This is a genomic window from Bacillus sp. AY3-1, from assembly GCF_008368785.1.
Taxonomy (GTDB): Bacteria; Bacillota; Bacilli; order Bacillales; family Bacillaceae_G; genus Bacillus_A; species Bacillus_A wiedmannii.
Genome location: NZ_QORZ01000016.1, coordinates 541973 through 559605 on the forward strand (window position 1 = coordinate 541973; position 17633 = coordinate 559605).

At 32.1% G+C, this 17633-nt stretch carries 27 protein-coding genes; 15 read left to right on the forward strand and 12 right to left on the reverse strand.

Annotated elements, in window-relative coordinates:
- Window positions 1–79: 79 nt before the first annotated feature.
- A complete protein-coding gene (locus tag DN389_RS14055) occupies window positions 80–1165 on the forward strand; it encodes an AI-2E family transporter (RefSeq protein ID WP_000837880.1) in 1086 nt (361 codons plus the stop codon).
- 241 nt (window positions 1166–1406) lie between these two features.
- On the opposite strand, the gene DN389_RS14060 is transcribed toward DN389_RS14055, so the two are convergent.
- From DN389_RS14060 to DN389_RS14080, 5 genes are read right to left on the reverse strand one after another with little or no spacing between them, the layout of a single operon-like run.
- Window positions 1407–1547, reverse strand: coding sequence for a YrzI family small protein (locus tag DN389_RS14060; protein ID WP_064473550.1), 141 nt, complete (start codon window positions 1545–1547; stop codon window positions 1407–1409).
- A 25-nt stretch (window positions 1548–1572) separates the two neighbouring features.
- The gene (locus DN389_RS14065; protein ID WP_000669812.1) at window positions 1573–1713 is read right to left on the reverse strand and encodes a YrzI family small protein; all 141 of its coding nucleotides are present in this window, start codon (window positions 1711–1713) and stop codon (window positions 1573–1575) included.
- Between the two features lie 25 nt (window positions 1714–1738).
- Window positions 1739–1882, reverse strand: a complete 144-nt coding sequence (locus tag DN389_RS14070) for a YrzI family small protein (protein ID WP_060487131.1) — start codon at window positions 1880–1882, stop codon at window positions 1739–1741.
- A gap of 28 nt (window positions 1883–1910) precedes the next feature.
- Window positions 1911–2054, reverse strand: a complete 144-nt coding sequence (locus DN389_RS14075; protein ID WP_000142721.1) for a YrzI family small protein — start codon at window positions 2052–2054, stop codon at window positions 1911–1913.
- Window positions 2055–2081: 27 nt separating this feature from the next.
- Window positions 2082–2222: a YrzI family small protein gene (locus DN389_RS14080; RefSeq protein ID WP_000156189.1), complete on the reverse strand. Its 141-nt coding sequence runs from the start codon at window positions 2220–2222 to the stop codon at window positions 2082–2084.
- A gap of 439 nt (window positions 2223–2661) precedes the next feature.
- Here DN389_RS14080 and DN389_RS14085 point away from each other — a divergent pair, with 439 nt between their 5' ends.
- From DN389_RS14085 to DN389_RS14110, 6 genes are all read left to right on the forward strand, one after another.
- Window positions 2662–3249: a DUF4825 domain-containing protein gene (locus DN389_RS14085; protein WP_149237292.1), complete on the forward strand. Its 588-nt coding sequence runs from the start codon at window positions 2662–2664 to the stop codon at window positions 3247–3249.
- A 163-nt stretch (window positions 3250–3412) separates the two neighbouring features.
- Window positions 3413–3787 (forward strand): GntR family transcriptional regulator, encoded by a 375-nt coding sequence (locus DN389_RS14090; protein WP_000805192.1) that lies wholly within the window; start codon window positions 3413–3415, stop codon window positions 3785–3787.
- 2 nt (window positions 3788–3789) lie between these two features.
- Entirely contained in the window at window positions 3790–4662 is an 873-nt protein-coding gene (locus tag DN389_RS14095; protein ID WP_098189770.1) for an ABC transporter ATP-binding protein, read from the forward strand.
- Entirely contained in the window at window positions 4659–5330 is a 672-nt protein-coding gene (locus DN389_RS14100) for a DUF4052 family protein (RefSeq protein WP_060487127.1), read from the forward strand. Before DN389_RS14095 ends, DN389_RS14100 begins: the two co-directional genes overlap by 4 nt.
- A 41-nt stretch (window positions 5331–5371) precedes the next feature.
- Entirely contained in the window at window positions 5372–5851 is a 480-nt protein-coding gene (locus DN389_RS14105; RefSeq protein ID WP_064469807.1) for a CcdC family protein, read from the forward strand.
- Between the two features lie 117 nt (window positions 5852–5968).
- The gene (locus DN389_RS14110) at window positions 5969–6478 is read left to right on the forward strand and encodes a 2'-5' RNA ligase family protein (protein WP_098189771.1); all 510 of its coding nucleotides are present in this window, start codon (window positions 5969–5971) and stop codon (window positions 6476–6478) included.
- A gap of 6 nt (window positions 6479–6484) precedes the next feature.
- On the opposite strand, the gene coaW is transcribed toward DN389_RS14110, so the two are convergent.
- The 7 genes from coaW to DN389_RS14145 all read right to left on the reverse strand — a co-directional run bounded on the left by coaW (window position 6485) and on the right by DN389_RS14145 (window position 11873).
- A complete protein-coding gene (gene coaW, locus DN389_RS14115; protein WP_098189772.1) occupies window positions 6485–7315 on the reverse strand; it encodes a type II pantothenate kinase in 831 nt (276 codons plus the stop codon).
- 92 nt (window positions 7316–7407) lie between these two features.
- Entirely contained in the window at window positions 7408–7806 is a 399-nt protein-coding gene (locus DN389_RS14120; protein WP_087983795.1) for a 3-hydroxyacyl-ACP dehydratase FabZ family protein, read from the reverse strand.
- Between the two features lie 56 nt (window positions 7807–7862).
- Window positions 7863–9062: an LL-diaminopimelate aminotransferase gene (locus DN389_RS14125; RefSeq protein WP_142343662.1), complete on the reverse strand. Its 1200-nt coding sequence runs from the start codon at window positions 9060–9062 to the stop codon at window positions 7863–7865.
- 179 nt (window positions 9063–9241) lie between these two features.
- A complete protein-coding gene (locus DN389_RS14130) occupies window positions 9242–9604 on the reverse strand; it encodes a hypothetical protein (protein ID WP_060487121.1) in 363 nt (120 codons plus the stop codon).
- A 170-nt stretch (window positions 9605–9774) separates the two neighbouring features.
- The gene (locus DN389_RS14135; RefSeq protein WP_098802889.1) at window positions 9775–10074 is read right to left on the reverse strand and encodes a hypothetical protein; all 300 of its coding nucleotides are present in this window, start codon (window positions 10072–10074) and stop codon (window positions 9775–9777) included.
- A gap of 153 nt (window positions 10075–10227) precedes the next feature.
- Complete coding sequence (locus DN389_RS14140) at window positions 10228–11430, reverse strand: MFS transporter (RefSeq protein WP_000269247.1); 1203 nt, start codon at window positions 11428–11430, stop codon at window positions 10228–10230.
- Between the two features lie 290 nt (window positions 11431–11720).
- Window positions 11721–11873: a YqbF domain-containing protein gene (locus DN389_RS14145; RefSeq protein ID WP_071723536.1), complete on the reverse strand. Its 153-nt coding sequence runs from the start codon at window positions 11871–11873 to the stop codon at window positions 11721–11723.
- 451 nt (window positions 11874–12324) lie between these two features.
- On the opposite strand from DN389_RS14145, the gene DN389_RS14150 reads away from it, so the two are divergent.
- The 8 genes from DN389_RS14150 (at window position 12325) to DN389_RS14185 (ending at window position 17622) form a co-directional block, all read left to right on the forward strand.
- On the forward strand, window positions 12325–12693 hold the full coding sequence (locus DN389_RS14150) for a hypothetical protein (protein ID WP_098189775.1): 369 nt from the start codon (window positions 12325–12327) through the stop codon (window positions 12691–12693).
- Window positions 12694–12889: 196 nt separating this feature from the next.
- A complete protein-coding gene (locus DN389_RS14155; protein WP_098189776.1) occupies window positions 12890–13675 on the forward strand; it encodes a class I SAM-dependent methyltransferase in 786 nt (261 codons plus the stop codon).
- A gap of 69 nt (window positions 13676–13744) precedes the next feature.
- Window positions 13745–13933 (forward strand): DUF3970 family protein, encoded by a 189-nt coding sequence (locus DN389_RS14160; protein ID WP_000621879.1) that lies wholly within the window; start codon window positions 13745–13747, stop codon window positions 13931–13933.
- Between the two features lie 77 nt (window positions 13934–14010).
- Window positions 14011–14976 carry a nucleoside hydrolase gene (locus DN389_RS14165; RefSeq protein WP_098189777.1) on the forward strand — a complete coding sequence of 322 codons (966 nt, stop codon included), beginning with the start codon at window positions 14011–14013 and terminating at the stop codon, window positions 14974–14976.
- A 172-nt stretch (window positions 14977–15148) separates the two neighbouring features.
- The gene (locus tag DN389_RS14170; protein ID WP_000638305.1) at window positions 15149–15391 is read left to right on the forward strand and encodes a GlsB/YeaQ/YmgE family stress response membrane protein; all 243 of its coding nucleotides are present in this window, start codon (window positions 15149–15151) and stop codon (window positions 15389–15391) included.
- A 77-nt stretch (window positions 15392–15468) separates the two neighbouring features.
- Window positions 15469–15864, forward strand: a complete 396-nt coding sequence (locus DN389_RS14175) for a hypothetical protein (RefSeq protein WP_000847587.1) — start codon at window positions 15469–15471, stop codon at window positions 15862–15864.
- 215 nt (window positions 15865–16079) lie between these two features.
- The gene (locus DN389_RS14180; RefSeq protein WP_098802886.1) at window positions 16080–16937 is read left to right on the forward strand and encodes a gluzincin family metallopeptidase; all 858 of its coding nucleotides are present in this window, start codon (window positions 16080–16082) and stop codon (window positions 16935–16937) included.
- Between the two features lie 16 nt (window positions 16938–16953).
- On the forward strand, window positions 16954–17622 hold the full coding sequence (locus DN389_RS14185; RefSeq protein ID WP_098189779.1) for a YjgB family protein: 669 nt from the start codon (window positions 16954–16956) through the stop codon (window positions 17620–17622).
- Window positions 17623–17633: the final 11 nt, after the last annotated feature.

The following is a 17633-nucleotide window of genomic DNA, read 5'->3' on the forward strand; positions in this document are numbered from 1 at the left end:
GTAAAGGAAAATATTATGTGAAATTCTTGCTTATTTTGGTACAATGAAGAGAAGTGCTAGTTTAAAGGAGGACGTTTTTTTGAAATCGAAAGTGCACTTTTGGACATTAGAAGTGCTAATGGTTGTAGCGATCATATTTATTTGCACAAAAATATCGTTTCTATTTCAACCGATTGGTATCTTCATATCAACGTTGTTTTTCCCAATCTTAATCGCGTTATTTTTATACTTCATATTTAACCCATTGTTAGTCTTTTTGGAGAATAAAAAAGTACCTAGAAATTTAGCGATTTTACTGTTATATCTTTTTATTATAACATTAACTGCAGTTGGAGTTGGGGTAGTTGTTCCAACGATCTCGCAACAGTTAATGGATTTAGTAAAAAATATGCCCGGTTATATTAAAGAGGGAAAACTATACATACAAGATTTATCCCATCATAGATTGTTTGAATGGTTATCTACACAAAACTATGTTTCCATTGAAACAATTGAAAAAAATGCAATTGAATACTTAAAGGATATACCAAACACAATTACGTCGAGTGCAACGGCTTTATTTGGTATTATAACGAACGTCGCATTAGTTATCTTTACAGTACCGTTTATTTTATTTTATATGTTTAAAGATGGACATGCGTTTCCAGGGAAAGCAGTTAGTCTATTACCTGAGTCTTACCGTGAAGAAGGACTTCGTATCATTAAGGAAACGAACGAAACATTATCTGCATATATTCAAGGACAAGCGCTCGTTTGTATATTTGTAGGTGCTTTTACTTTTATCGGTTATTTAATTATCGATTTACCGTACGCTTTCGTTTTAGGAATTATAGCAGCATTTACAAATATCATTCCTAACCTAGGTCCATTTATCGGTGCAGCACCAGCTGTTATTGTAGGTCTGTTCGTATCTCCGATGCAAGCGTTGTACGTAATTATTATCGTAACAATTGTACAACAATTTGAAAGTAACATCATTTCACCGCGTATTATGAGTTCAAAATTAAATATCCATCCGTTAACAATTATTATTTTAATTTTAGGGGTAGGTAACTTTGCGGGAATTATCGGAATGATTTTGGCAGTACCAGTTTATGCAGTAACAAAAACAGTTGTATCGAACTTAGTGAGATTGTTTAAGACGAAACGAAGTAATCGAAAATAGTATAAGTTGAGAAAGATACACCGCTTTTTAAGTGGTGTATCTTTTGTTTGTTAATCAATGTAAAAAAGTGTATGCATAAACTTTTATTATATATTTATTACATATCAAATATAACGATAAACTTGTATGATATAGCCCCAATAAAACTATGTGGAATCCCTCTGAACTATCCAAATCATTTCCTTACAGCGTGCTAGCAACATCATAATCGACCCCTTTCAAATATTATATTTTTAAAAGATTATAGATGAGAGTAGTACTTGCTTCTACGATCTCGAATTTCGTCTATAACCTGTTTATATTGTTGTTCTTGTTTTAATTCCGCATCAGAATAGTTTTTTTTCTGAATTGTAATTGTTAAAAAGAAAAGGTGAAACTTCATGATACATTCCTCCTTTCGAAAGGAATTATAGATGGCTACAGTAGTGACTTTGACGTTCTTTTACATCCTCCATAGCTTTATTAATTTGATGGTCATGCAATATCTCACTGTCTGAGAACTTAGTTTTTTGAATCGTAATAGTTAAAAAGAATACTTTAAATTTCATTTGTTTTTTCCCCTTTAAAAGTTATTTAGAAAAGACGGCTATAATAAGAAGCTTGGTGCTCTTTTACTTCGTCCATAATAGTTTGAATGTGTTGCTCATGCATAATCTCACTTTGAGAAAGCTTACGTTTTTGAATGGTGATTATTAAAAAGAATGCTTTAAATTTCATGAAGGGAATGCTCCTTTAAAATATATTTTTAATACATTTGCGTATAGTATGAACTTTTAATGTCAGTCATTTTATCAGTCAGTTGTTTTAATTGTTGTTTACGAATGATTTCATCTTCAGATAAAGTATTTTTCTGAAGTACAGTTGTAAAAAAGAAAATATGAAAAGTCATAAATGAATTCCTCCTTTCGAAAAGGAATTACAGGTGATCACAATAAAGCGCTTGGCGCTCCTTAACATCATTCATAGCTTTTTCAATTTGCTCATTATGAAAAATTTCATCTTTGGAAATTGTATTTCTTTGAATCGTAATACTTAAAAACAATACGCTAATAGTCATCGAATGTTGCTCCTTTCTTTAAAAAATAATATAAGAGGCTAAAAAATCGCACAAAAAAGCCACAGGAAGATATAGTTCTCCTATGGCTGGGCGTCAAAAAGCCACAGGAAAGTATACGACCTCCTGTGGCGAATTTATGAATTAATAGAAATAAAGTGCGATTTTCAATTCTCCATTAGGGTGGTCGAATTCATATTTAATTGTCCGAAAAACAAAGGTGCAGTTAACGCTAAAGTTAAAGCATGTAATTGTAATTTCATCATTTCCTTCGACCTCCTTTTAGAATATTTTTCTTACGTTAGTAAGTATATACAATTAATGGATAATTGTAAACATAAAAAGCGAAAATTTTTAATTTTGATTAAAATGCGTATATTTAAAGGGTTTTGAGAAGATGTATTGTAATTAGCGAAATATCGATAAAAATGGGGGATGCTAAATGAAATATATGCATCGTAATGTAGTTGTTATGCTAACAATTTTTTTATGTATTACTGCTTGTTCTAGCAGAGAAAGAATAAAAGAAATATCTGATGTTGAACCTAGTGACTTTAAGAAATATGCTGGGACATACGTTGGTAATAACTCAGATGTAGTTGCAATTGTTAATCATTTACCCGGTGGTGATACATTTCAAAGTATTAGTTTGGAGAATGAAAGTATAAAGGTAAACTATGGTGCAAATGGAACTCTGACAGAAGACATGGTTGAGACGTATTGGTTTGATGGCAAGGACACAATGGAGAAGAATTTTCTCTTTAACGTTATTTATCTAGCGATTTTAGTACCAAATGCGAAAAGTTACGAGTTTCAAGTAGAAAATAAAAATTTCACGATAAAAAGAGAAGATATACTATCAATCTTGTATGAAAAATTTGATGATTTTCCAAAAGAAAATGATATATGGGATAAAAAGAAAGTAGTAAAGTTCCTTAACGATAATAATGAAAAAATTACAATGCTTATAAATGATAAAGAGTTTCGGAAAGCTTTATTTGCTAAATATCCGGTGCAGCAGTTGAAATGAAAAGAATTTGAGAACAAGAGTTGAAACTTCAACATTTTAGAAAGAGAGTCATTCTTAAACGGATGACTCTTTTTTTGTGAAAGAAATATATGGAAATAAATATTTTCGTGTGGTATGGTTAATTACATAAGTAATGAACCTATGAACCTAAGGTGGTGAAATTGTGAAACCTACTCTGGAACAAAATAAATTAATATACTTACAAATTGCAGAAACGATTGAATCGGATATTTTAAAAGACATATTACTTGAAGAAGAACAAGTTCCATCAACAAATCAATTTGCGAAGATGTTACAAATAAATCCAGCTACTGCAGCTAAAGGGGTAAATGTATTAGTGGATGAAGGGATTCTATATAAAAAGAGAGGGATTGGGATGTTTGTTGCAAAGGGAGCGAAAGAAGTCGTACTTAAAAAAAGACAAAATACTTTTATGACTGAATATTTACCTAAAGTGTGGGAAGAAGCAAAAGTACTAGAAATATCAAAAGATGAATTGATGGATATGATTCAAAAAATTACGAAGGAGGGGAAATAGGGATGATTGCACTTGAAACAAAAACCGTAACGAAAAAATATAAAAAGAAAATAGCAGTAAATGAAGTAACGATTTCATTGGAAGAGAATAAAATATATGGTTTGCTCGGTAGAAACGGGGCAGGAAAAACGACACTATTGAATTTACTTGCAGGACAAATTACTTCAAGTAGTGGTAGCGTATCAATATTTGGTGAAAATGTTTTTGAAAATAGTAAAGCGATGCAGAATATTTGTTTCGTTAGAGTGAAAGAAGAAGCTCATTTAAGTTATAAAGTAAAAGAAATTTTTAAGTTATGTAACATGTTTTATAAAAATTGGAATCAGCAGTTTGCTGAAGAACTAGCGGGCAAATTTCAGCTTAATATGACAGAGAAATATCACAAACTATCACATGGCATGCAAACGGTTGTCGGAATTATTCAAGGACTGGCAAGTAGAGCGCCAATTACAATTTTTGATGAACCAACTACAGGTTTAGACGCAGCACATCGCGAGTTGTTTTATAGTTTACTACTAGAAGATTACGGTGAGTATCCAAGAACAATTATATTATCAACACATTTAGTAGAAGAAGTAACTCATGTTATCGAAGAGGTAATTATCATAAAAGAAGGAAGGCTGGTTGTTCAATCATCTGTGGATGATTTATTACAACAAGGTCATATTATTTCAGGGAAAAAAGATAAAGTGGATGAGTTTTCAATCAATAAAAAAGTAATAAATCGAGAAGTTTATGGAAATAAGGGGATTGCTGTTATATGGGAAGGACTATCTAATGAAGATTATTACTCTCTTGAAAAAGAAGGGTTACTGATTGATAGTATTACATTACAAAAACTATTTATACACATAACGGGTGGTGAAGTGAAATGACGATGTTAATGAAGCAGTTGAAGTTACATATAAATTTTCATTATAAAGCAATTATAATATTTTGGATTGTAGCTTTATTAATAAAAGGAGCTTTAAATGCTGCTCATTTAACTGGAGCGAACATTGGTTATTTACCTGAAATTATAAATAACTCTTCAATAGCAATTATGTTATTTATAGTAGGGAGTGTTTTCATCATACAAGATGAGCTATTTCGTTTAGCAGTTTCATTCGGTGTAACGAGAATCCAATATTTCATCGGAGCGATTTGTTATATCGTATTGCAATCCGCAATGTTTTCGTTTCTTCAAGTAATGCTTTTGCAAGATGTAAAATACAATTTAGTAAATGTTAGTTTTGGGGAGCAATCGGTACAACAATTTATTTTGCAATTTTTATTTTATGTTACAACAGCATGTTTCTTTCAAGTTGTAGTAGTTTTTAAACAACGATTTCAGTGGATTGGTCTTATGATTGGTGGATCCCTTTTCTTATCAACAAATAGTGTGCTTTATGGGGAAGCAGGGGTAACTGGTTTATTATTTACGAGTGATGGATCTTTAGTGGATATTCCATATTTTACCGTTATTTCAATTGGATTAACTGTTCTTTATAGTATAACTAGTAGTATATTTATTCGGAAAGTATCATTTGAACGAACAGTTTGAAAATAGTAATAGATTATTATTTTAGAGAGAAGGAAGAGTAAATGGGAGATACTTCTTCATTAATAACCGTCTTTTTATGCATTGCACTATTAATATTTTGGCGTCGTTACCGATCTATGCATAAGCCAATAAAGGGGACGGGGAAAAGTATTTTGTGGCCATTACTATTTTTAACACCAGGTGTTTTATGGTTTTTTGGTCCCGTGCATCCAGCTATCTTAGAAGTTATAATAGCAGCATTCATTGGAATTCTTTTCGCCGTACCACTTATAGTTTTAACAAATTATGAGCGAAGAGATGATGGGAATATTTATACGAAAAAAAGTGCTGCTTTTTTAATTACTTTTATTGGACTTGTCGTTTTGAGATATGGTTCAAGGCAATATATTGTTGATTTAGATCAACAAACGATTGGTTTATTATTTTACGTAGTTGCAGTATCGTATATCATTCCCTGGAGAATTGCTTGTTATATAAAGTTTAGAAAAGTTTGGCGGGAAAATAGTAATCATGTTATATGAAAACTTCTCATTTGAGAAGTTTTTTATTTTTACATGTAAGTAAAATAATTTGTTGAAGTGCAAGACAGTTATAGAATATGATACATATTAAAATAAGGGAAAGTAGAGGGGATAAAAATGCGTACAATTTTAGTTTTTCTAAATAATATGTCCATCGATAAAATAGAGAATATTAGACAAATACATGATCCTTTATTTGAATTAATTCCACCGCATATAACAATTGTATTTCCGTTTAAGAGTAATATTTCAAATGATGAATTAAGATCTCATATTTTGAATTTAGCAAAAGGGATAGGCAAAATTGAAATTGAGTTTGCAAATTGTATCACTAATGTAGGAAACTATTTGTATTTGGAAGTGGAGAGAGGGAAAGAACAGATAGAAGAATTACACGCTAAATTATATACAGGTCCTTTGCTACAATTTTTGAGAGCAGATATTCTATACATACCGCATGTAACAGTGAGAAGAAAAAGTAGTGAGGAGTTAGCTGCTAAAGTAGCCAAGGATATTCGTAGTTTACCTGAAAAGTTACAATGTGTAATTGATAGAATTAGTGTAGAGCGAATTGGAGAGGGTGGAGAATCAATTATTGAATTTGAAGTACCGTTGCAAAAAAGCTGACAAAAGTCAGCCTTTTTTATTCGTAGCATGAAGTAAAGCACCAATCGCACCGCTATTACCACCATCTTGTAAAAAGATTGGTGTTTTATTTTGATATACTGTGTAGCTACTAATAATATTTTGAAGGTGTACGTTATTACATAGAGTGGAACCAATATAAATAATATGGTCAATGTTTTTTGTTTCGGCGAATTGAAGGCTTAATGCAGTAACAACTTCACCGACAAGTCCTTGCACAGTTGCTAGTATATCAGCACTACTAAAATTTGAATCTGTTTTGGTAGCTTTACCAAAATTGCTTGCAGTTAAGCTATTATCAATAGGTGAGAGAATGCCACCATAAATATCACCAACCGTAATATCTAGTTCTTTTCTAGAACCTGATTTTGTTAAAGGAATTACATCTTCAAAATGATCTATATTTGTTAATATTTTTGAAAGCCCCATAATAGTACCACCGCCAACACCGGTTCCACCAGCTCGAATATATTTGTCATTATAAACGTAATGAATGGAAGTACCTGTACCGATATTTGTTAAAATAAAGTTGTTTATATCATATTGCTCTTCTTTTAATATGTATCGGACACCTACAAGAGTAGCTTCAAATTCGTTTAGTTCTACTATTTTATATGAGTCTGAAAGTAGTTGCTGTAATCGTGTTGCTTTACCACCTGTTATACATATTTGTTTTATACGAGTGTTTTTCTTAAGCCAATCTATTATTTTATCTTGTTCATTTGAATAAAATTTTTCAAAAGCTAATTGCTTTTGTTCGTTCAAATAAGCAATTTTCGTTAATGTTCCTCCAGCATCGATACCGATAGTACTTTCCATTTTCCTGCTCCTAACCAAGTAATTTGTTTACTCTGTTCATGTTGGTGAGACGAATTTGTAGGAGAGAGATATCCTGACGAATTACATCGTCTCTATTCTGCTTGATATATTAATAGCTTTTCTATAGTTACAATCGGCTGATCGTTAATAGTTGCAGTACCTTTACCGAGAATAAAACCTCGACGATTGCGAGTAAGCTTATAATGTAAATCAAGTTTATCACCGGGATATGCGTTTCCGTGGAATTCAACCCCATCCAACGAAGAGAGGAAGCCTAGACCTTCAGAGTCACTTGTATTTACAAATGCACTAAGCTGAGCAAGTGCTTCTACAATTAACATATGAGGCATATGTTTTTGATTATCATTTATAAACCACTCATTATTTGAAATCAGTTTATATCCCGTAACGGATTCACCATGTTTTACATTTGTTACTTTATCAATCATTAAAAAAGGATAACGATGAGGAAGAGTGTCTTGAATATGCATATGAAAGTACCTCCAATAAATAATACCCCTGCTACAGTTAAGCAGGGGAGTTACCATTAATTTTTGACTAATTCATTTATTTTTTCAAGAGAAAAAATACCGCTATTTCGAATGTTTTCAACAACTTGTTGTAACACTTCTTTATCTTGAACAAGTGCAATACGTACAAATCCTTCACCATGAGGTCCAAATGCGTGACCTGGTGTAACAACGACATTTGCACGATCCATTAATGCATAAGCGAAATCTATAGAAGTCCAGCCTTTCGGAATTTCGGCCCAGACGAACATACTACCAGCTGGTTTATCAACATTCCAGCCAAATGTGCGGAATCCATCAACTAAAGTATCTCTACGTTCTTGATAAATACCGCGATTTTTCTCACAAAACGCAGCGCCATTTCTTAGTGCCGCTGATGCCGCTTTTTGAATTGGTAAAAACACACCATAATCTGTATTGGATTTAAACTGAGTAAGTGCACGAACAATTTCTTCGTTTCCAATCATATATCCAATACGGCTACCTGCTAAACTATAACTTTTTGACAAAGAGTTGATTTCCACGCCAACTTCTTTAGCACCAGGTACAGAGAGGAAGCTAATTGGTTTTTTACCATCAAAATAAAATTCAGCATAAGCAAAATCATGGACAACAATAATGTTATGCTTTTTCGCGAATGCAATTACCTCTTTAAAGAAATCTTCATGAGCCATTGCTGGAACGGGATTTCCTGGGAAGTTTAAAATCATCATTTTCGCTTTTTCGGCAATTTCTGCAGGAATTAACTCTAAGTTAGGTAAGAATTCATTTTCTTTCTTTAATGGCATGTGGTAAGATGTTGCACCAGCCATTTGAATTCCAGTTTCATAAGCTGTATACCCTGGATCCGGAACTAATATAATATCTCCCGGATTTGCATAAACCATAGGTAAATGAACAAGTCCGTCTTGTGAACCCATTAATAATAAAACTTCTTTATCGGCATTTAATTTAACGTTATGAGTGTCGTTGTAATATTCAGTTACAGCTTCGTGAAATTCTTGAATACCACTTAATGTGTATCCGTAGCTTTCTTTTTCACTTGCTGTATGTACCATTTCTTCTCTTACGAAGTCAGCAGGCGGCATATCAGGATTCCCGATACTTAAATCAATCATTTTGTGACCTGCTGCAATTTTTTCTTTTTTATAAGCCCCTAATTCACTAAATATAGAAGATTGGAATGCTTTCATTCTAGTTGCTAACGTGTAAGTCATCAAAACCCCTCCTAAAAACAGTGTTTTCTTTCTGCGTTTTTAATTATTCTGAAAACACATGTTTACATTTTATCATTTTTTTATGAAAATTAAAACGATTGACAAATTTAGAGGGAGAATAATAAGGAGAAACATAAAAAAACGCAGAAAATATTTTCTGCGTCTTATATGAAGTGTAATCATTTCTTTTTATATGTACATAACTTTTCCACTGCATAAAAGTATACATTTAATTTGCCATCGACAACTTTTAAAGTTTGATCCGATGTAAATGAGTTACCATAATCAATGTGATATACATTAGAGTTCTTTACAAATGAGCCTTTGTATAAATCTTCTTTTTTCTTCGTTGTTTGCATCTCTACTAAGTTTTGAATAATTTTTTCTTTCTTTTCTTCTTTTACAACTGTTTCAAATTTATAAGATGCAGGGCAAAGACCATTTTTGTTGTCAATGACTTCCCAAGAACCGTATATATCATTATTGCTACATCCGCTAAGTAGAACGATGAATATTGGAATAATTAATAGAACCTTTTTCATTTTGTACTCCTTTCTTTTCATTTTTAATAAACGTGCGAATACGATACGAATATTGTAATAAATAAAGTTTAAATTTTTATAAAGAATTATTTAATTTCATATAAAAATTAAGGGGGAATTGAAAAAGTATGAATCTAGTGTAAAGTCAGATCCATGCCGAGTACAGTAGCCTATGTTATGTCTCTTTTGAGGAAAAATAAAGAGGAAAGTAGGATTACTATTCCATTTAAAATATATATAATTGCAACAATGAAGGCTAGCCCACCTGCGCCAAATCCAGCTTTATCGAATATAGAAGCGAATGCTATGGTAGCAAAAAAAACAATAGGAGTTAGTAGTAAAAAAATGAAACCTGCGACAATTCTTCTTTTAAAGTTATGTCCAGATAAGGAAATTGCTAAAAAGTTTATGATGCTAAACAGAGCTAATACAAAAATAAAGATACTAAATAACTGCATACCATCAGACAATTTCGCACCTCCTGTATATATCATGTTAGTATACTGTATTCGAAAGTGAAAGAGGGTACTCCTTTAAATAATTATAATAAGCGTAATAAATAAGGCTTTATATAACAAAGACGCATGGATTAATCTAATATGATCCATGCGTCTTTATTTATGCTATAAATTCGCAGATTGCGAAGGTTGTTTTTCATATTGTTTCTGTTTAGATAATGAAATGAAAATAATTAATAATGAAATCACACCGAAAATGAGAACCATATATTGCAATCCAATCGTATCTAAGAAGAAGCCTGTGCCGAGTAAGACAATTTGGAACATAACTCTCTCAAACATATTACGGAATGAGAAGAGACGACCATGATAGCTTTTTTCCACTTTCGTTTGGAAAATTGTCGACATAATAGGGAAGAAGCAACCAACACTAAAACCAAATAAACCAAATGATGTAAGAGACATCCATTTTATATCGCTAAAGAACAAGGAAAGGTGTGCAAAAGCGGTACAAACAGCGAAGAAATATAATAATTTTTCAGGTTTGAAATGGTCAGATAAACGTTTAATAACGAAGGCCCCTAACATAAATGCGACACCTTCAATTGTATATATAAAGCCTTTAATCGTTGGATCATGTTGCATTTCACTAATGTTGATTACCATTAAATTAAATCCGGCTATAAATAATAGAGGGATAATACTTAATATAAGTGCTGTAAAAGCAATAGGAATTCCTTTTAAAATACGAAATACTTCCATAAAGCTATTATCTTTCGCAGCTTGTTTACTTGGTGTTGTTGATTTCTTATCTTCGAATTGTAGGAAGAAAGTTGAGAGGAATAATAAAGCGTATGCTGCCATTGAGAAGGCATACATATACTGTAAACTCATTACAACTAAAAGAATTCCACCTAGTGAAGTACCTGCAATACGAGCGATTGTACCTACATTCATATGTACACCGTTCATCTGTAATAACTCATGCTCACGTACGATGAGTGGAATTACAGATTGTAATGCAGGGAAGTAAAATGCTGCAGAAATTTGAAGAGCAACCATAAATGCAATCATGAAGGCAATGCTTTCAAATTGGATAGCGAAAAACATAAAAATAACACTAATAACGCGACCGAACCCAGCATAAAGAAGAACTTTTTTCTTTTCATACTGATCGATAATACGACCAGCCATAGGACCAACTAGTACACCAGCTAATAGTCCGATAAATAATATAACTGATTTCATGAAATCAGAAGGGACATATTTTTGCATAAATTCAAGGTTGCCAAGAATACCAAGCCATAGCCCTAGACCAGCAATAAACTCCCCAATTAACACAATCCAAACATTTTTATTACGCCACATAATGTAAAACCTCTCCGTCTTTTAAAATGAAAAACTCGTATATAAAACCTCCTTATTTTATGTATAATTTATAACGAACTTTTTTAGAGTCAGAGTCTATATTACGTGTTTCATGAGTGGATTTCAATCTTTTTGATTTGTCAAAAATTTGATGTGTTAATAGATGAAACAAGTAAGTCGAAATGTATAAAATCAATGATTACATATTCAGTGAAAGTAAGGATAAATAAAATAAAAGCATCAAGGAAATATCACTATTAAATGATATTTTTCTTGATGCTTTTAATACATCAGGCCGAATATTCTTCTTTACGTACTTCGAAAAATTCATTACGACGTAAGTAATTATAAACTTTCTCGGAAACCTTTTCTTCTTCAGACATTAAGAAACGATGATCAAAAGCATAGAATGATTGACCTTTAATTAATTTTACGTAGTATATTTTACACACCTCCTCTAGCATAATTGGAACTTAATTAATATTATGATGGCCTATATGCTTGTTAATCATACTTGGAGTTTCAAAGGATAGAAACTAAACAAATTACAAAAGATTACAAAACTGTAATGTTGTTGTCACGTTTTCCGATAGTTAAAAATAACCAATCTCTTCTATACTACAAATAAGTTATATAAAATAAGGGGGAAAAAAGATGGATGAAGTAATTGGAGAAGTTGTAGCAGGTATTTGTGAATTTGTAGTTGAAGTAACGGCAGATGCTGTTGGAAATTTAGTTTCTAGAAATAATGAGGAAAAAGAAACGATATAAAAATATAAAGGTTGATTTCTAAAAGGAAATCAGCCTTTATATTTTTACATTATATTAATATTATTTAAATATTTGTTTGTTAGGATGGAGATGAAACCAATATTGGAGGTGATTAAAATAAATATGCCGAGTTTGGGATTAGATTTATCTAATTCTCGTTTAATTATGGCGAATGTAGACGAAAGGGAATATCATTTTATTATACGTGAACATCCGATTTTAGGGAAAATTATATCGCTACTTGAAAATGGAAAAGAATACGGCTTAATGGATAAACAAATCGCTAATAAAGATAAATTTATAAAATCGGAGCTTATTAAATTAGATTATTTTAACATAGATGTTCTACAGCATACACCTGGATGGATATGGATTGGTATAGATCAATTTGGTTTACATGCTCGTGAGGCTACTTATAACGAAGTAGACGTTATTATGAAGTTAAAAGAGGATTTATATTATATAGATGTATATGAAAAAGTAAAAATGTAATAAATATTTAGTCAGGTTAGGGGACAAGTTCCCGTAGCCTTTTTTGTTTAGGAATAAAACGTAAAATTTATATTATATTGATGATAGGAAAGCATGATAAGAAGTAAGCTGAAAAGAGGATTTGAAAATACATAAAGAGAACTTTAATTATTATATGAATCCTATATGTAAATAACAATAGAAAGCAGATGATAAAATGAGTAAAGAAGAGCTTGTGAAACAACAGTTTGGTAATAATGCGGAAAAATATGTAAAAAGTAAAATTCATGCTAATGGACCAGACTTACAATATGTAGCTCAACAAGTTGAGTCTCGTCATAATAATCGTCTTCTTGATATTGCTACTGGCGGTGGACATGTTGCGAATATATTAGCTCCATTGTTTAAAGAAGTAGTTGCCTTAGACTTAACAGAAAAAATGTTAGAGAATGCGAAAAATTTTATTATCAGTAATGGACATGAAAATGTATCTTTTATTGCTGGAAATGCTGAAAGTTTACCGTTTGCTGATGGTTTTTTTGATACAATTACGTGCCGAATTGCAGCACATCATTTTACGAATCCACCTCAGTTTATATATGAAGTAAATCGTACGTTAGAACATAATGGATTGTTTATTTTAATAGATAATGTTTCACCGGAAAATAATGAATACGATACATTTTATAATTTTATAGAAAGAAAGCGGGATCCGAGTCATGAACGAGCGCTGAAAAAAACAGAATGGATTACCTTGTTAGAAAAACACGGTTTGCAAATGCAGTCATGTCTTACTTTTGACAAGAAATTTGAATTTGACTGGTGGTGCGATATGATGAATGTACCTTTGCAGAAACGTATGAAATTAACAGAGTGTATGATGAAAACACCAGTTGAAATGCAAGAATTCTTTAATATTCAAATTGAAAATAATAAAATAAATTCGTTTTATACTGAAATGGCATTGTTTGTATGTAAAAAAAGCGCGACATTAAAAAGATAAATTTCTTGCAGTCTTTTCAAAGTACGTTATACTTAGTACAGAGAAAATGAGAATTGAGGAAAAGTAATAATGATTCGCGTACGTATTGAAGGAACTGAAGAAGAAATGCTTGAATTTATGGAGAAAATGCCGGACATTCCTGGATTTGAAAAAACACATATGAGAGAACCGAGAAAAGGGAATAATCCAAAATACGATTCAAGTAAGAATGTATTAGCATATTTATCATATAAAAAGATTGAAGTCGCCAATAAATAGGCGGCTTTTTTAGTTTGCACTGTTTCACAGCCTTGTCTTTTTTACATAATAATAATAGTAGATTATGTTGAAGAGGGGTGAGGATAGTTAAAAAGAAAATCATCTTTTTTGGAGACTTTGGTATTGACGATGCGGTGGCGTTAATTTATGCAAATAAAACATGTCAATTGGATATTATAGGTATTGTTGCTGAATATGGGAATGTATCGCGAGAAATCGTAACGGAAAATGTGTATTTTTTAGAAAGATACTATGCTACAGAAGTAAAAATCATTGAGGGTGCAGCGAGGCCGATGACTGCTGAAGAACCTTTGTTCTTTCCTGAAATTCATGGGGATCACGGTTTGGGACCGATTATTCCACCTGATATGAGGATTTGTAAAAGGGAAAATTTTTGTGAGTTAATTAAATTAATCGAGCCTTGTCCAGAAGATATTATTATCGTAGCGACTGGACGGTTAACAACATTGGCAACGTTATTTTTATTATATCCAAATGTAATGGATAAGGTATGTTCATATTATATTATGGGCGGTGCGTTTTTATTTCCTGGTAACGTTACTCCTGTATCAGAAGCTAATTTTTATGGGGATCCAATCGCCGCAAATATTGTGATGAAGTACGCAAAAAATGCGACTATTTATCCGTTAAATGTAACGCAAGCAGCCCTCATTACTCCTGATATGGTAGATATTATTAATAAAGAAGGAACAGGACAGGCGAAACTTATTAAACCGATGATCGATTTTTATTATGAGAACTTTTATAAAAAAGAATACCCGGGTATTGCTGGAAGTCCGATTCACGATTTACTTCCGTTCATTTCCTTTATTAATGATGATATTTTTGAATATAAAAAGTCAGCAGTTTGGATTAGTACGACAAATGACGTAACAAGAGGACAAAGTGTGGCAGACTTTAGAAAAATAGCCGAGCCAACAACATTTGATAATAGACCAATTCAAAAAATTGCAGTTGGTTTTAACTATCCTGCATTTAAAGAAGAGTTTATGCGGACAATATTAAAGCCTGACTGTCCTTAATATGTGTATTACGAATAACATCAACCTCGAGTCGAAAAACTGGCCGTTCATTACTTTGAAATAATCTAATAGTTGATCTGTATGAATAACTATTGAAAAATGTAACATAACTAATGGTAAGCAATTGTTTCTAATTATATTTTGATTGGTAAAATATAAAGGAGGTTATCATATGATTTGGTCTTTAATCGTCGGTGGTATATTAGGATGGCTTGCGAGCTTAATTACTGGAAAGGACGTACCTGGTGGTGTAATTGGTAATATTATTGCTGGTATTATCGGTTCTTGGATTGGTTCGAAATTACTTGGTAGTTTTGGTCCAGTCATTGGCGGATATGCAATTATTCCCGCTTTAATCGGTGCGATCGTTTTAATTTTCATCGTAAGCTTCTTATTACGAGCAATGCGAAAATGAATGTAAGGACTGTTTACATTTGTAAGCAGTCCTTTTTATATGTTATGCTAGTATTATACAATCAGGAGGTGTCAGCATTGAAAACATTTACAGTAAATTTCCATCAAGAAGATAATGCTAAAGCGACAACAGTACATAAATTAAGTGAAGAGGACTTCAATAAAGCGACAGAAAAAGGAACTCGTCATCTATTTGATTTAGATACAAACGTTGGATTCTTCGTATTCTTTGACGCAGAAGATGCAGAAGGAAACGATCAATATTTAATGTTACAATACGAAGGCGATCATGAAGAGCCAACTGCGTGCTACGGATTTGATTTAAAACTATACTATCAATTTTTAGCACTATACTTAAATGATCTTGAGTTCCAAGGTGAAACAGATGAAGAAGAGGAAGAGTATGGCCCAATTCATCATTTAGCTCACTTACTTTATCATATTGTTGAAGATGGTAAGTCAATCGAAGTGTAAAAATACATATGTAAAGCTGTCCTTTTTGGACAGCTTTTCTTATTATTATGATGAATGTTATGGTTTGCATAATGGTAAATGGATTTCTGATAGTGATAAATGGTTTGATTAAACAGAAAAAGCAACAAAGAAGACTCATCTTTGTTGCTTTTTCTACGTTTCAGGAAGGATTGCAGTGTAAATGGCGAGAAGGGATATATAAGGAGATGGAAAAAATGATAAATAATACAATTCCAAGTTTTTTAAAATTATGGGAAAGTAACGATGTAGAATTAGCAGTCCTCAACCAATACTTTACTTCGCATCCAGAGATATTTGAAGAATACTTTAAGTATCATTGTCCACATACGAGAGAACGAGTTTCTAATGCCATTAAACGATATCCCGCAAAAATAGAAGAAATTCGTATCATTGCAGAAACCTTACCGACTATTATTCAAGAGATAACGAATGAATATCATTATAAATATAACTTTGATGTAAATATGAATTTTCATCTATTTGTTGGAGGGTTTGGCTCTAATGCATTTGTAGAAAGGGAAATTATTGGGGACATATTTTTTGCGGCAGAAAAATTATCTCCAGATGTAAATCACCTTCGTGTTATTGTCGCTCACGAAATAGGACATATATATCATAATGTTATGTTACAAAATGATGGAATGGATTGGACAAAAGCTGAGTGGACTGACGCGGCAGTTACTTTGTATCGTGAAGGTGTTGCAACATATTTATCAAAGCAAATTATAAAAGGCGTAAATGAATCAGTGTACTACTCATATAACAATGATGGTGAACGTTGGTTACAATGCTATATAGAAAATGAAAAACAAATAAAGAATCGTTTTTTGGAAGATTATATAGAAGGATGGACGTTCGAAAAAGAGAAAGAGTGGTTCCGGTTATCTGGCGGACAATACTTTGGATACAACCGAATTGGTTATTTTTTAGGAACAGCTTTTGTAGAGGATGTTGTAAAAGCACTAGGAGAAAGTGAAGCATTTATTTTTTGGAATAAATATAATTTGAAAAGTAGCGTAATGGATTGGTTATCGAAAGGAATAAGATTATAATAGGGGGCTGAAATGTATGAAAGTGTATGTAAAGATAGCTATGTTATTTCTCGCTTTTACATGCCTATTGGCATTAGTAGCATGTAAAGGGACAGACGAAAAAAAGGAAACAAACCCAACCTCTGAAAATAGTAAAAACGAACAAAATAATTCTTCTGAAGAAAAGAAAGAGCCTGAAGCAAAATCAAATAATGAAGGATCAGCAAAACCAAAGACAGATTCAAGCACGAAAGATACAGTAATAAATCAAAAATCAATTAACCACATTAAAGATTTGTTTGAACTAGCGAAAGAAGGAAAAGTACCTAATGTTCCGTTCGCAGCTCATACAGGAGATATTGAAGAAATAGAAAAAGCGTGGGGAAAAGCAGATAAAACGGAACAAGCAGGTAACGGAATGTACGCTACCTTTACAAATGAAAATGTTTCCTTCGGTTTTAATAAAGGATCACAAGTTTTTGATGTACGCTCCTATCATGCAGAGCTAAAATCAATTACATTACAAGAAATAGAGAAAGCATTAGGAAAACCAGCTTCAGTTAAGGTAAATGGGGAAGATAAAATATATGTATATAAAGTAAACAATCAGTTTGAGCTGAAATTCATTATTCCAGAATCGACTGGTAAGGTAAATCATATTTCAGTATTTTCACCAGAGGATAGTATTAATAAAATGGCAGGGTAAAAAAAAAGGAT